The 13,633-nt window shown below is 59.6% G+C and carries 12 protein-coding genes; 11 read left to right on the top strand and 1 reads right to left on the bottom strand.

Annotated features, from left to right (window positions below; translation table 11 throughout):
* Positions 1 to 850 precede the first annotated feature (850 nt).
* The 10 genes from PQR54_RS01035 (at position 851) to PQR54_RS00990 (ending at position 10,453) form a co-directional block, all read left to right on the top strand.
* Positions 851 to 1,396 carry an ATP synthase subunit I gene (locus tag PQR54_RS01035; RefSeq protein WP_134138738.1) on the top strand — a complete coding sequence of 182 codons (546 nt, stop codon included), beginning with the start codon at positions 851 to 853 and terminating at the stop codon, positions 1,394 to 1,396.
* Positions 1,397 to 1,558: 162 nt separating this feature from the next.
* Positions 1,559 to 2,410: a F0F1 ATP synthase subunit A gene (gene atpB / locus PQR54_RS01030; protein ID WP_106284871.1), complete on the top strand. Its 852-nt coding sequence runs from the start codon at positions 1,559 to 1,561 to the stop codon at positions 2,408 to 2,410.
* 88 nt (positions 2,411 to 2,498) lie between these two features.
* The gene (gene atpE / locus PQR54_RS01025) at positions 2,499 to 2,768 is read left to right on the top strand and encodes a F0F1 ATP synthase subunit C (protein WP_007180033.1); all 270 of its coding nucleotides are present in this window, start codon (positions 2,499 to 2,501) and stop codon (positions 2,766 to 2,768) included.
* A 138-nt stretch (positions 2,769 to 2,906) separates the two neighbouring features.
* Entirely contained in the window at positions 2,907 to 3,377 is a 471-nt protein-coding gene (locus tag PQR54_RS01020; protein ID WP_006050845.1) for a F0F1 ATP synthase subunit B, read from the top strand.
* 2 nt (positions 3,378 to 3,379) lie between these two features.
* A complete protein-coding gene (locus PQR54_RS01015) occupies positions 3,380 to 3,919 on the top strand; it encodes a F0F1 ATP synthase subunit delta (RefSeq protein ID WP_006050846.1) in 540 nt (179 codons plus the stop codon).
* Positions 3,920 to 3,977: 58 nt separating this feature from the next.
* Entirely contained in the window at positions 3,978 to 5,519 is a 1,542-nt protein-coding gene (gene atpA / locus PQR54_RS01010) for a F0F1 ATP synthase subunit alpha (protein ID WP_012434803.1), read from the top strand.
* A 91-nt stretch (positions 5,520 to 5,610) separates the two neighbouring features.
* Positions 5,611 to 6,495, top strand: coding sequence for a F0F1 ATP synthase subunit gamma (atpG, locus tag PQR54_RS01005; protein WP_073427838.1), 885 nt, complete (start codon positions 5,611 to 5,613; stop codon positions 6,493 to 6,495).
* 102 nt (positions 6,496 to 6,597) lie between these two features.
* Entirely contained in the window at positions 6,598 to 7,992 is a 1,395-nt protein-coding gene (gene atpD / locus PQR54_RS01000; protein ID WP_408243707.1) for a F0F1 ATP synthase subunit beta, read from the top strand.
* 69 nt (positions 7,993 to 8,061) lie between these two features.
* A complete protein-coding gene (locus PQR54_RS00995) occupies positions 8,062 to 8,487 on the top strand; it encodes a F0F1 ATP synthase subunit epsilon (RefSeq protein WP_012434800.1) in 426 nt (141 codons plus the stop codon).
* A 235-nt stretch (positions 8,488 to 8,722) separates the two neighbouring features.
* A complete protein-coding gene (locus PQR54_RS00990) occupies positions 8,723 to 10,453 on the top strand; it encodes an AMP-binding protein (protein ID WP_408243706.1) in 1,731 nt (576 codons plus the stop codon).
* Positions 10,454 to 11,345: 892 nt separating this feature from the next.
* On the opposite strand, the gene PQR54_RS00985 is transcribed toward PQR54_RS00990, so the two are convergent.
* Complete coding sequence (locus tag PQR54_RS00985; protein WP_408243705.1) at positions 11,346 to 12,143, bottom strand: transporter substrate-binding domain-containing protein; 798 nt, start codon at positions 12,141 to 12,143, stop codon at positions 11,346 to 11,348.
* Positions 12,144 to 12,361: 218 nt separating this feature from the next.
* Here PQR54_RS00985 and hemE point away from each other — a divergent pair, with 218 nt between their 5' ends.
* Positions 12,362 to 13,462, top strand: coding sequence for a uroporphyrinogen decarboxylase (hemE, locus tag PQR54_RS00980; RefSeq protein ID WP_408243704.1), 1,101 nt, complete (start codon positions 12,362 to 12,364; stop codon positions 13,460 to 13,462).
* Positions 13,463 to 13,633 lie beyond the last annotated feature (171 nt).

Here is a 13,633-nt window from a genome sequence, read left to right as displayed (position 1 = left end):
GGAAACGGCATCTGACAGCTTGCGATAAGGCCGACTGCCGATCGCAAGCTGTTGGATTCGCCGTGGACATCTTGACGCGGCGGATTTGCGAAAGCGCATAACAGTGATCGGACTTTGCGGCTGACCAGTGGTCCATCTCAGCGTTCGACGGATTCCTAATTAAAAGCGGCGCAGGATAATCAGGATTACTCATATATCGAGTCGTCTCATGGGGTTTTGCCGGCTGTCGGGATTGCGGCCGTCGGCACGAGTAACTGCCATGCCGCCGTCGCAGTACGGGCGCATTTGAGCCTGACTGATGCCAGGAGCCGCGAAGCGGTTACGCCGCAATCTCGACAGCGATAACTTTCACGGAGGAGGGCGCGTCCGACACCAAGGCTGAGAGTTGGCCGCCACGTCGCCAGCACATTCATGTAGCGCAAGCGAGGGGATACTTCTCGAAGGCTTTCCTTGTGGATCGTCACACGCCGCGCCGGTCCACGAATCAGAGCACACCACTTCGCGCTTACCCGGCAGCGCCCGTCATGTCCACCTGCTTAGGCAAAAATCGGCGTTTGTTGCATTTTCGAGACGTCTGCTACGGCGTTTAAACGACCCATCAACGGGGGCAAATTCTCCCGTTTCACACCGCATGTTTTGGCACCGCCCGACAGCCTTACATTTGACGTGTTTCGCCCGGCGAACCTGCCGTTCCCGCATGGTGAGGAGCCTTTTCACGCTGGTTATTGAACGGCCTAAAGTCTTGAATTGCCTGCAACTATCGCTTACAATCGCCCGGATTTAATTGCACGGGAACCCCGTAAGCACAGCGTAAGCTCGCGGGCTGGAACAAGACTTTCGGAACACTGCGATGGCGGTCAAAACGTCGAATCAAGCGCCGAAGAATGGGCACGACGAACACCGCGCTGAACGCAAAGCTTCCGTTGCGTCCACCGGTCAGCAAGCGACACCTGACGAAGCGTGGGATGTCGAGCAGCAAGATAACAATATCGTTCCGCTCACGCGGGCCGAAGCTGAAAAGCTATTTGGTCCCACTGTGAGCCGTCCATCGCGCGTCACGCCTTTCAAGGTCGTGGCAGCGCAAATGGTTTTGTCCCTGGGTGCTACGCTGGTGTGGTGGCTGTTCTACAAGCCGCCGGGCGCTGCTGCGCTGTCCGCGTTCCTGGGAGGAGCGATCTGCTGGGTGCCGAGCGCGTTGTTCGCGGCACGACTGAGAACGCTGAGCGGCGCCGAAACAGCAATGAGCTGGATGATCGGCGAAGCGCTCAAGATGGGGACAACGATCGCGATGTTTGTAGCCATCGCCTTCTGGTATCACGACGTACGCTGGGTTCCGCTGCTCGTGACTTACCTCATCGCGCTCAAGACTTACTGGATCGCCTTAGCCTGGCGCTGAGGTAGCAGCAACGAAAGTAGCAGCAAAAATTCAGGCTGGCGCGCAGCGCCGGCAACAGGAGTGCGGATATGACATGGTCCGCACCCGGCGCGTTCCCGCAATACAGAATTGCTGCGGGAGCGGCCTAAGACGATTTTCGACAATTTGGGTGGCATTAACGATATGGCAGCTAGCGAAGGCACGCGCGCTCTGGATCCGTCCGAGTACATCGCGCACCACTTGCAGAACTTTTCCACCGCGCACCAGACGTCGATTTTCGACATTCACGTCTGGAATCTGGACACCCTTTTCTGGTCGATCGTTTGTGGTCTGGCCACGATTCTCATTCTGCATCTCGCTGCCCGCAAGGCAACGTCCGGCGTGCCGGGCCGTTTCCAATGCGCGATCGAAATGCTGGTTGAAATGGTCGAGGATCAATCGAAGTCGATGATCCACGGCACGCGCACCTTCATCGCACCGCTGGCCCTGACCGTGTTCGTCTGGGTCGCGCTCATGAACTCGCTCGACTTCATCCCCGTCGATCTGCCGGGCCGTGTGATCGGCTGGCTGGGTCTGTCGGAAGTCATTCCCCATCACCGTATCGTGCCGACCGCCGACCTGAACGGCACGCTCGGCATCGCACTCGGCGTGTTCGCGCTGATGATTTACTACAACTTCAAGATCAAGGGCGCCGGCGGCTTCGTGCACGAACTGCTGTCCGCTCCGTTCGGCGCGCATCCGCTCCTGTGGATCCCGAACCTTGCATTGAACATCATCGAGTTCGTCGCAAAGACGGTCTCGCTCGGCATGCGGCTGTTCGGCAACATGTACGCGGGCGAGCTGTTGTTCCTGCTGATTGCCCTGCTCGGCAGCATGTGGGGTTTCGGCGCGGACGCGTCAGTGCTCGGCTTCATCGGCCACGTCATCGCTGGCACGGTTTGGGCGATCTTCCACATCCTGATCGTTCTGCTGCAAGCATTCATTTTCATGATGCTGACGCTGGTGTACATCGGTCAGGCACACGACAGCCACTAATCGCGGCTTGTCGAACGACGTTTTAGTTTTGTTTCATTTAAATCCCAGTTCCAACCAGTTCTAAAAGACTTTTCACAAAGGAGTGATCATGCAAGCTTTCATCGCCAACATCCAGGGTCTGACCGCCATCGGTATCGGCATCATCATCGGCCTGGGTGCAATCGGCGCCTGTATCGGTATCGGCCTGATGGGCGGCAAGTACATCGAAGCATGTGCACGTCAGCCTGAACTGATGAACCCGCTGCAAACCAAGATGTTCCTGCTGGCTGGTCTGATCGATGCGGCGTTCCTGATTGGCGTTGGTGTGGCAATGCTGTTTGCGTTCGCGAACCCGCTGCTGTCGAAGCTGGCAGGCTGAGGTTCCTCGGAAGTTTGCGCCTGAGCTATAACTGGTAAAGGCGCAGGGCGGAACGGGCACTTGGGCGCTGATCGAATACAGAATCGATGAGCGCCTTGCCGTTTCACTTTCCGAACTAGCAACGTTTAAGGAAACACCGTGAATCTCAACGCAACCCTGTTTGCGCAAATGGTCGTGTTCCTGATCCTCGCGTGGTTCACGATGAAGTTCGTGTGGCCGCCGTTGATCAACGCCCTCGACGAGCGCTCGAAGAAGATTGCTGACGGTTTGTCGGCTGCTGAAAAGGGCAAGGCAGAACTCGAAGCCGCTCACAAGCGCGTCGACCAGGAACTCGCTCAGGCACGCAACGACGGTCAGCAACGTATTGCTGACGCAGAAAAGCGCGCTGTGGCAGTCGCTGACGAAATCAAGGCTCAAGCACAGGCTGAAGCCGCTCGCATCATCGCGCAAGCGAAGGCCGACGCGGAGCAGCAAGTCGTGAAAGCGCGCGAAACGCTGCGCGGCGAAGTCGCCGCACTCGCTGTGAAGGGCGCTGAACAGATCCTGAAGCGCGAAGTCGACCAGGCAGCTCACGCTGACCTGCTGAATCAACTGAAAGCCGAGCTCTGATCATGGCCGAACTTGCAACCATCGCCCGTCCGTACGCAGAAGCGCTGTTTGGCGTGGCCGAAGCTGGTGACATCGCCGCCTGGTCCACGCTCGTGCAGGAGCTGGCACAGGTTGCGCGTCTGCCCGAAGTGCTGTCGATCGCCTCGAGCCCGAAAGTAAGCCGCGCCCAGGTTAGCGAACTGCTGCTGGCCGCGGTCAAGTCGCCGCTCAAGGACAACGCGCAAGCGAAGAATCTGGTGCAAATGCTGGTGGACAACCATCGTCTGCAATTGCTGCCGGAAATTGCTGTGCAGTTCGAAGAGTTGAAGAACGCCCGCGAAGGGGCGGCCGATGTGCTGATCGTCAGCGCATTCCCGCTCGAAGGCGCGCAGTTGAACGACCTCGTCGCAAGTCTCGAACGCAAGTTCAAACGCAAGCTGAAGCCGACGGTCGAGATCGACTCGTCGTTGATCGGCGGCGTGCGCGTCACGGTTGGCGACGAAGTGCTCGATACCTCGGTCCGCGCGCGGCTTGCCAGCATGCAAACGGCTCTGACGGCCTGAAGCGCCTCAAGCGCTGAAGCGGCTGGCACGCAACAGAATTGACTATCAGGAGCGAATAATGCAACTCAATCCCTCTGAGATCAGCGAGCTGATCAAGAGCCGGATCCAGGGCCTTGAAGCGAGCGCAGACGTTCGCAATCAGGGCACCGTGATCTCCGTGACCGACGGTATCGTGCGTATCCACGGCCTGTCGGAAGTGATGCAGGGCGAAATGCTCGAATTCCCGGGCAACACCTTCGGTCTCGCACTGAACCTCGAGCGCGACTCGGTCGGCGCCGTGATTCTGGGTGAGTACGAACACATTTCGGAAGGCGACGTGGTCAAGACGACCGGCCGCATTCTGGAAGTGCCGGTGGGTCCGGAACTGCTCGGCCGCGTGGTCGATGCACTCGGCAACCCGATCGACGGCAAGGGCCCGATCAACGCGAAGAAGACCGACGCAATCGAAAAGATTGCTCCGGGCGTGATCTGGCGTAAGTCGGTTTCGGAGCCGGTCCAAACCGGCCTGAAGTCGATCGACGCGATGGTGCCGGTTGGCCGTGGCCAGCGCGAGCTGATCATTGGCGACCGCCAGTGCGGCAAGACCGCAGTTGCAGTCGACGCGATCATCAACCAGAAGGGCAAGAACCTTTTCTGTATCTACGTCGCGATCGGCCAGAAAGCTTCGTCGATCATGAACGTGGTGCGCAAGCTGGAAGAAACCGGCGCGCTGGAATACACGATCGTCGTGGCCGCTTCGGCTTCGGAATCGGCTGCCATGCAGTATCTGGCACCGTACGCCGGCTGCACGATGGGCGAATACTTCCGCGACCGCGGTCAAGACGCGCTGATCGTTTATGACGATTTGACCAAGCAAGCTTGGGCATACCGTCAGATCTCGCTGCTGCTGCGCCGTCCGCCGGGCCGTGAAGCTTACCCGGGCGACGTGTTCTATCTGCACTCGCGTCTGCTGGAACGTGCGGCTCGCGTGTCGGAAGACTACGTCGAGAAGTTCACCAACGGTGAAGTGAAGGGCAAGAGCGGTTCGCTGACGGCACTGCCGGTCATTGAAACGCAAGCCGGCGACGTGACCGCATTCGTTCCGACGAACGTGATCTCGATTACCGACGGCCAGATCTTCCTGGAAACCGACCTCTTCAACGCAGGTATCCGCCCGGCAATTAACGCCGGCGTGTCGGTGTCGCGCGTTGGTGGTGCGGCTCAGACGAAGGTCGTGAAGAAGCTGTCGGGCGGTATCCGTACCGACCTCGCGCAGTACCGTGAACTGGCTGCGTTCGCGCAGTTCGCCTCGGACCTCGACGAAGCCACCCGCAAGCAACTGGAGCGCGGCCGCCGCGTGACGGAACTGCTGAAGCAGCCGCAATATCAGCCGCTGCAAGTGTGGGAACTGGCTGTCGCGCTGTTCGCAGCGAACAACGGCTACCTCGACGATCTGGAAGTTGCACAAGTGCTGCCGTTCGAAAAGGGCCTGCGCGACTACCTGAAGACGAAGCACGCAGACCTGATCAAGCGCGTCGAAGACACCAAGGAACTCTCGAAGGACGACGAAGCCCTGCTGCACACGGCTCTCAAAGACTTCAAGAAGTCCGGCGCTTATTGATCCGCGAGTGACCTACAAGGCATAAACGGACCTTGAAGCAGCGCGGCCCACAGGCAACTGAACCCGCGCTGCTTCGATCAAGGAGCAAGCAATGGCTGGAATGAAGGAAATTCGCGGCAAGATCAAGAGCGTGCAAAACACGCGCAAGATCACGAAAGCGATGGAGATGGTGGCCGCATCGAAGATGCGCCGCGCTCAGGAGCGCATGCGCGCTGCTCGCCCGTATGCCGACAAGGTCCGCGATATCGCTGCACACATGAGCCGTGCGAACCCGGAGTATCGTCACCCGTTCATGGTGTCGAACGAAGGCGCGAAGACGGCCGGCATCATCCTCGTCACGACCGATAAAGGTCTGTGCGGCGGTATGAACACCAACGTGCTGCGTGCGTCGCTGCAGAAGTTCAAGGAACTGGAAGGCCAGGGCAAGACGATCGAAGCAACCGCGATCGGCACCAAGGGTCTGGGTTTCCTGAATCGTCTGCGCGCCAAGGTGGTGTCGAATGTCGTGCATCTGGGCGATACGCCGCATCTGGAAAAGCTGATCGGCGCGGTGAAGGTGCAGCTCGACCTGTACTCGGAAGGCAAGGTTTCGGCGGTGTACCTGGCGTACACGCGCTTCGTCAATACGATGAAGCAGGAGCCGGTGATCGAGCAACTGCTGCCGCTGTCGGCAGACCAGTTCGAGCGCAAGGAAGAAGACGGCGCGACGCCGAGCACGCAGTGGGACTACATCTACGAGCCGGATGCGCAGGCGGTGGTGGACGAACTGCTGGTGCGTTATGTCGAAGCGCTGGTTTATCAGGCCGTCGCGGAAAACATGGCATCGGAACAGTCGGCACGAATGGTCGCAATGAAGGCCGCTTCGGACAACGCGAAGACGGTCATCAACGAACTGCAGCTCGTCTACAACAAGAGCCGTCAGGCCGCGATCACGAAAGAACTGTCGGAAATCGTCGGTGGCGCGGCGGCAGTCTGACCTTGACGGTCAGACACGCCGCTTCGTGTGCGCCCTCGCGGCGCACCCCATCGAAACTGCGCCTTTGCGCGAGTGAAGAATTGAGTATCTAAAGGAAAAGCGATGAGTACTACTGCTTTGGTAGAAGGCAAGATCGTACAGTGCATCGGCGCGGTGATCGACGTGGAATTCCCGCGTGACCACATGCCGAAGATTTACGACGCGCTCATTCTCGAAGGTTCGGAACTGACCCTCGAAGTTCAGCAACAGCTGGGCGACGGCGTCGTCCGTACCATCTGTCTGGGTGCATCGGACGGCCTGCGCCGCGGTACGACGGTGAAGAACACCGGCAAGCCGATCAGCGTGCCGGTCGGCAAGCCGACCCTCGGCCGGATCATGGACGTGCTCGGTCGCCCGATCGACGAAGCCGGCCCGATCAACTCGGACGTAGTTCGCGGTATTCACCAGAAGGCTCCGGCGTTCGACGAACTGTCGCCGTCGACGGAACTGCTCGAAACCGGCATCAAGGTTATCGACCTGATCTGCCCGTTCGCTAAGGGCGGTAAAGTTGGCCTGTTCGGTGGCGCCGGCGTGGGCAAGACCGTGAACATGATGGAACTGATCAACAACATCGCTAAGGAACACGGTGGTTACTCCGTGTTCGCCGGTGTTGGCGAGCGTACCCGTGAAGGGAACGACTTCTATCACGAAATGAAGGACTCGAACGTTCTCGACAAGGTCGCGCTGGTGTACGGCCAGATGAACGAGCCGCCGGGCAACCGTCTGCGCGTCGCGCTGACCGGTCTGACGATGGCAGAGCACTTCCGTGACGAAGGTCTCGATGTGCTGTTCTTCGTCGACAACATCTACCGTTTCACGCTGGCAGGCACGGAAGTGTCGGCACTGCTCGGCCGTATGCCGTCGGCAGTGGGTTATCAGCCTACTTTGGCTGAAGAAATGGGTAAGCTGCAAGAACGTATTACGTCGACCAAGACCGGCTCGATCACGTCGGTTCAGGCCGTGTACGTCCCTGCGGATGACTTGACCGACCCGTCGCCGGCTACGACTTTCGGCCACCTGGACGCAACGGTCGTGTTGTCGCGTGACATCGCTTCGCTGGGTATCTACCCCGCAGTCGACCCGCTCGATTCGACCTCGCGTCAGATCGACCCGAACGTGATCGGCGAAGAGCACTACTCGATCACGCGCGGCGTGCAGCAAACGCTGCAGCGCTACAAGGAACTGCGCGACATTATCGCAATTCTGGGCATGGACGAACTGGCGCCGGAAGACAAGCTCGCCGTGGCGCGCGCTCGTAAGATCCAGCGTTTCCTGTCGCAGCCGTTCCACGTCGCTGAAGTGTTCACGGGCTCGCCGGGCAAGTACGTGCCGCTGAAGGAAACGATCCGTGGCTTCAAGATGATCGTCGACGGCGAGTGCGACCACCTGCCGGAACAAGCGTTCTACATGGTCGGCACGATCGACGAAGCCTTCGAAAAGGCCAAGAAGATCCAGTAAAGGTCGGGTGTAGAGAAGCGGGCACCGGCCAATGTCGGTGCCCTCGAATTACGCTCACCAGGAGTCGATATGGCAACCATTAAAGTAGACGTCGTCAGCGCGGAAGAGCAGATCTTCTCGGGCCAGGCGAAGTTCGTCGCGCTGCCGGGCGAAGCAGGTGAACTCGGCATTCTGCCGGGCCACACGCCGCTCATCACGCGGATTCGTCCGGGTGCGGTGCGCATCGAAGCTGAAAACGGTGAAGAAGAGTTTGTCTTCGTCGCGGGCGGCATCCTCGAAATCCAGCCGGGCGCTGTGACAGTTCTCGCCGACACGGCTATTCGCGGCAAGGATCTCGACGAAGCCAAGGCTGAAGATGCACGCAAGCGTGCGGAAGAAGCGCTGCAGAACACGGGTTCGAACCTCGAATACGCGACCGCGCAAGCGGAGCTGGCGTACGCGACGGCTCAGCTCGCTGCGATTCAGCGCCTGCGCAAGCTGCGCGGTCAGAACTAGGCAAAACGTATCAGAGAGAAAGCAGCCTTCACGGCTGCTTTTTTTTGACCTCGACTTGACGTTTACGGAAAGGTCAGCAAAATCGTGTTTTGATTCAGTGCGGCGCCTCGCCTCGCGCAGCCCGGCAATGCGCTGCGGGTAAGACTTGATGCCGGACCGACACACGCCGGTGGCACAATCGTTTTCAAATTCATTTCAATAGACGAGCTTCCGCTGAGCTCACGGAGACAACATCATGGCAACGCATGTGTCAGGCGAAGGTGCACTCATCGAGCCCAAAGACGGGCTGTCCTATGTCCGCGGGTCGACCGACATTCCACTGAGCGAAGCGACGGTCGCTCAGTTTCTGCGCGATACGGCAGCAAGCTTTCCGGACCGTCCGGCCGTGGTGTTTCGCGAGCAAGGCATTCGGTGGACATGGAAAGAGTTCGCTGAAGAAGTCGACATTTTGGCAGCGGGGCTACTCACACTCGGTATCGCGAAGGGTGACCGCGTGGGCATCTGGTCGCCAAATCGCGTGGAATGGTTGCTGACCCAGTTTGCGACCGCGCGCATCGGCGCTGTGCTGGTCAATATCAATCCGGCATACAGGCTCGCGGAGCTCGAGTACGCGCTTAACAAAGTCGGCTGCAAGGCAATCATCGCCGCCGAGCGTTTCAAGACCTCCATGTACCTGGAGATGCTGCAGGAGCTCGCGCCCGAACTGGCCACGCAGGCGCCCGGTGAACTGCACGCCGCAAGGTTGCCCGAATTGCGCTACGTGATTCGCATGTGCGACACGGAAACGCCCGGCATGCTCACCTTTTCGGACGTAATCGAGCAGGGGCGCCAGTCACTCGACGTGGCCAAGCTCGACGCCATCGGCGCCACGCTCTCGTGTCACGAGCCGATCAATATCCAGTTCACCAGCGGCACGACAGGCAATCCGAAGGGCGCGACGCTGACCCACAGCAACGTGGTGAATAACGCGCGTTACATCGCGATGGCGATGCGGCTGAGCGAGCAGGACGGTTTATGCATCCCCGTCCCGCTGTACCACTGTTTCGGCATGGTGCTGGCGGTGCTGGCATGCGTGTCGGTCGGCGCCAATATGGTGTTTCCGGGCGAGGGCTTCGACCCGGCCGCAACGCTGGCCGCGGTCGCGGAAGAGCAGTGCACCGCGTTGCATGGTGTGCCGACCATGTTCATCGCCGAACTCGATCATCCGAACTTCGCCACCTACGACTTCTCGCGCTTGCGCACCGGCATCATGGCGGGCTCGCCTTGCCCTATCGAGACCATGAAGAAAGTCGTTTCCAGAATGCATCTGAGCGAAATCACCATCGCCTACGGCATGACGGAAACCAGCCCGGTCTCGTTCCAGAGCTCGACGACCGATCCGCTCGACAAGCGCACGACAACGGTCGGGCGCATCCAGCCGCATCTGGAAGTGAAAATCGTCGATCCCTTGGGCGCGATCGTGCCGGTGGGCGAAACCGGCGAGCTATGCACGCGCGGCTATTCGGTGATGCAGGGCTATTGGGGCGACGAGGCGAAGACGCGCGAAAGCATTGTCGACGGCTGGATGCACACCGGCGATCTGGCGACGCTCGATTCGGAAGGCTACTGCAACATCGTCGGCCGGCTGAAGGACATGCTGATTCGCGGCGGCGAGAACATCTATCCGCGCGAGATCGAGGAGTTCCTGTTTCGCCACCCGAAGATCCAGAGCGTGCAGGTGTTCGGCGTACCGGACACGAAGTACGGCGAAGAGGTCTGCGCGTGGGTCGTATTGCGTTCGGGCGAGCAGGCGACAGCTGAAGAGATCCAGCAGTTCTGCCAAGGGCAGATTGCGCACTACAAGGTGCCGAAGTACATCCGCTTTGTCGACGAACTGCCTATGACGGTGACCGGCAAGGTGCAGAAGTTCATCATGCGCGAGCAGATGATCAGCGAATTGAAGCTGCGGGAAGACAAGACGGCGTGACCGTCAATGGCAGGTCCGCGCGGGCAAAACATCCCGCGCCACGGATCGGCCAATGAGGCACAAAGATAAAGCAGAAGGGGCAAAACGTTTGCCCCGTAAATTCGCTCAAGTACCGCGAAAATGCACGAAACAGCACGCTACCGCACCGCGCAAACGTTTGGCCAGACGAAAAAAAAGCGGGCCTGGAGCCCGCTAAAAACCACACGCTACGGGGTTAGCGCGAGGAGACCAAAGATGGAACCGACTGAGACGACGACCCTGCGTCGACTACGGCCCCAGCAGGGATGCCCCTTCACAGGGCTTCGGCATGCGCCGACCGGCAAGTGCATCGTATCCGCTCACACCACGCACCCAGCCACATCCGTGTTGAAACCGTTGAGGGCATTGTGGGCGAATTAATCTACGAGCGCGGTAACAAAGTGTTTCAGGTTGTAACGCCCGCCAGATAAGGCGCTGCAGGATTTTTTGCCAAAATGAAACGATTAAAACGTATTTTTTACCGATGACTCACCTGCAATTTCATACGCCTGATTGATGCTATTCGGGACGCATAGTGCGGCGTAATCCGTTAAGTCGATTCTGCATCAAATGGTTGCACGTTCATCTTTTGAACGAAGAATCCCCGTGTTACAGGTCCTCACCCGCCGTCACGAGCTTCCGCAATCCTAATCACGCGGCCGCATTGCGTCGCAACATCCGCTCGCATGCGTAATTGGGGTGCAAAGGCCAAGTTCGCTGACTTTTGCGCCGACATTATTGTTCGGGGTTTACATAACAGCGCCTTGAACCGTTACATGATTGGCGCGCGAACGTGGTCATTTGGCGGTTCCCGACCGCCGCCGTCTTACCGTGAAAAACCGGGAAAAGGCGGCGGCGAAAGGAACGCACTACGCTACTTCAGCCACTTGTCTGAAATGGCTTGGTATTCGCCTGTTGCCCGCGCGAGGTGCAACCACTGGTCGACGTATTGCTGGAACGCCACGTCGCCGCGCGGTAGCAGCCAGGCCTTTTCACCATACTGGAACGGCTTGTCCGGATGAACGGAGCAAAGGCCGGGATTCAGCTTTTGCTGCAACAGGGTTTCCGACGCATCCGTCACCATTACATCAGCCTTGCCGGCGAGGATCTGCTTGAAGATCGTCACGTTATCCGGATAGACGGTCAGGTTCGCGTGCGGGAAGTACTGTTTCGCGAAGCGCTCATTGGTGCCGCCCGGATTGACGATCACGCGTGTCGCCGGCTGGTCGATTTGCGCGACGGTCTGATATTTGTTGACGTCGTCGCACCGAACGATCGGCGTCTTGCCGTCGACCATGTAGGCCTCCGTGAAAAACGCGCGCTTTTGCCGCTCGAGGGTCGGCGACACACCGCCCACGCCCACGTCGCACTTGGCGACAAAGTCGTTCATCAGATTCGACCACGATGTCTTGACGTACTCCGTCTTCACGCCGAGCGACTTGGCGAGCGACTCCGTCATGTCGATGTCGATGCCTTCGAACTGGCCGTCCGTCTTGTAAAACGAGTACGGTTTGTAGTCGCCCGTCGTGCATGCGCGCAGCGTGCCGCGCGCGAGAATTTCGTCGAGCCGGGAGGGCGTTGCCGTGGTGGCGCTGGTCTGTGCCCCGGCCACGCCTGCGTGCATCAAAGCGCCAGCCAGCGCGCCGAGCAGTGCGAGTGCTGCCTTGTTCATCGAGTCTCCTTGGTTGTATGTAATTGTTTGGTAAGTCCGCTGGATGATAGCCCGGCAATTCGCGCTTGAACATTGGCCGTTCAGCCAGGTCATGACGCCGCGGCCAGCCCATGCAAAACCGGCCGCGAGCGACGCGTCCAACAGTTATTGGCCGGATCAAGCACGATGCGGCGGGCCGGCTCCGGTAAAATGCCCCTTTGCCCTCAGTCGTACGCAACGTGGCCCATAAACTCCTGAACGACACTTTCCTGCGCGCACTGCTGCGCCAGCCGACCGACTACACGCCGATCTGGCTGATGCGGCAAGCTGGCCGCTACCTGCCGGAATACAACGCCACGCGCGGTCGCGCGGGCAGTTTCCTCGGTTTGGCGAAGAGCCCGGCGTACGCGACAGAAGTCACGTTGCAGCCGCTCGATCGTTATCCGCTCGACGCCGCGATCCTGTTCTCCGACATCCTCACCGTGCCCGACGCCATGGGTCTCGGCCTCGAGTTCGTGACCGGCGAGGGTCCCAAGTTCGCGCGCCCGGTTCGAACGGAAGACGACGTTGCGCGCCTCGCGGTGCCGGACATCGACGCCACGCTGCGCTACGTGACCGACGCCGTGCGCGAAATTCGCACCGCGCTGACCGACGCGCAAGGCCGTCAACGCGTACCGCTGATCGGCTTCTCTGGCAGTCCGTGGACGCTCGCGTGCTACATGGTCGAAGGCGGCGGATCGGCGGATTTCCGTACGGTCAAGTCGATGCTCTACGCGCGTCCGGATTTGATGCACCGCATTCTCGACGTCAACGCGCGCTCGGTCGCGGCGTATTTGAACGCCCAGATCGAAGCCGGCGCACAAGCCGTGATGATTTTCGACACGTGGGGCGGGGCGCTGGCTGACGGCGTGTATCAACGTTTCTCGCTGCAGTACATCCAGCAGGTGGTGAGTCAGTTGAAGCGCGACCACGACGGCGAAAAAGTCCCGGTGATTACCTTCACGAAGGGTGGCGGCCTGTGGCTCGACGAAATCGCCGGAACCGGTGTGGATGCGGTCGGTCTCGACTGGACGGTGAACCTGAGTAAAGCGCGCGAGCGCGTGGGTGGGAAGGTGGCGCTACAGGGCAATATCGATCCCTCGGTGCTGTTCGCGCCGCCGGCTTCAATCCGCATGGAAGCGCGCGCGGTGCTCGACAGCTTCGGGAATCATCCGGGCCACGTGTTCAATCTCGGCCACGGCATTTCGCAGTTCACACCGCCGGAGAACGTCGCCGAGCTGGTTGACGAGGTGCATCGTCATAGCCGGGCGATTCGCAGCGGCGCTCATGCACCGGCATGAAGCCGTAATCGTTACCATTTTTTGCTGCACCGCAGCGAACTGGGCTCTCGGTCTAAGGGAAAATCTGCAGCTAGCAGGCCGTCAGACGGCGGTCTTGCGAAAGTCAAGACTTGACTTATGCACATTCCTCTCGTTGCGGCGCGGTAGAAGCTTTAGTCGTGTCCTGGCCCT

The sequence above is a fragment of the Paraburkholderia phytofirmans genome (genome assembly GCF_046028095.1).
Classification (GTDB): domain Bacteria; phylum Pseudomonadota; class Gammaproteobacteria; order Burkholderiales; family Burkholderiaceae; genus Paraburkholderia; species Paraburkholderia phytofirmans_A.
The sequence above is the reverse complement of the archived record's forward strand: the minus strand, read 5'-3'. Positions and strand labels throughout refer to the sequence as shown.

Coding starts and splice junctions, on each gene's coding strand:
- atpA (WP_012434803.1), top strand. CDS start 3,978: ATGCAACTCAATCCCTCTGAGATCAGCGAGCTGATCAAGAGCCGGATC.
- atpE (WP_007180033.1), top strand. CDS start 2,499: ATGCAAGCTTTCATCGCCAACATCCAGGGTCTGACCGCCATCGGTATC.
- PQR54_RS01015 (WP_006050846.1), top strand. CDS start 3,380: ATGGCCGAACTTGCAACCATCGCCCGTCCGTACGCAGAAGCGCTGTTT.
- PQR54_RS00995 (WP_012434800.1), top strand. CDS start 8,062: ATGGCAACCATTAAAGTAGACGTCGTCAGCGCGGAAGAGCAGATCTTC.
- atpD (WP_408243707.1), top strand. CDS start 6,598: ATGAGTACTACTGCTTTGGTAGAAGGCAAGATCGTACAGTGCATCGGC.
- atpG (WP_073427838.1), top strand. CDS start 5,611: ATGGCTGGAATGAAGGAAATTCGCGGCAAGATCAAGAGCGTGCAAAAC.
- PQR54_RS00985 (WP_408243705.1), bottom strand. CDS start 12,143: ATGAACAAGGCAGCACTCGCACTGCTCGGCGCGCTGGCTGGCGCTTTG.
- PQR54_RS01035 (WP_134138738.1), top strand. CDS start 851: ATGGCGGTCAAAACGTCGAATCAAGCGCCGAAGAATGGGCACGACGAA.
- PQR54_RS00990 (WP_408243706.1), top strand. CDS start 8,723: ATGGCAACGCATGTGTCAGGCGAAGGTGCACTCATCGAGCCCAAAGAC.
- atpB (WP_106284871.1), top strand. CDS start 1,559: ATGGCAGCTAGCGAAGGCACGCGCGCTCTGGATCCGTCCGAGTACATC.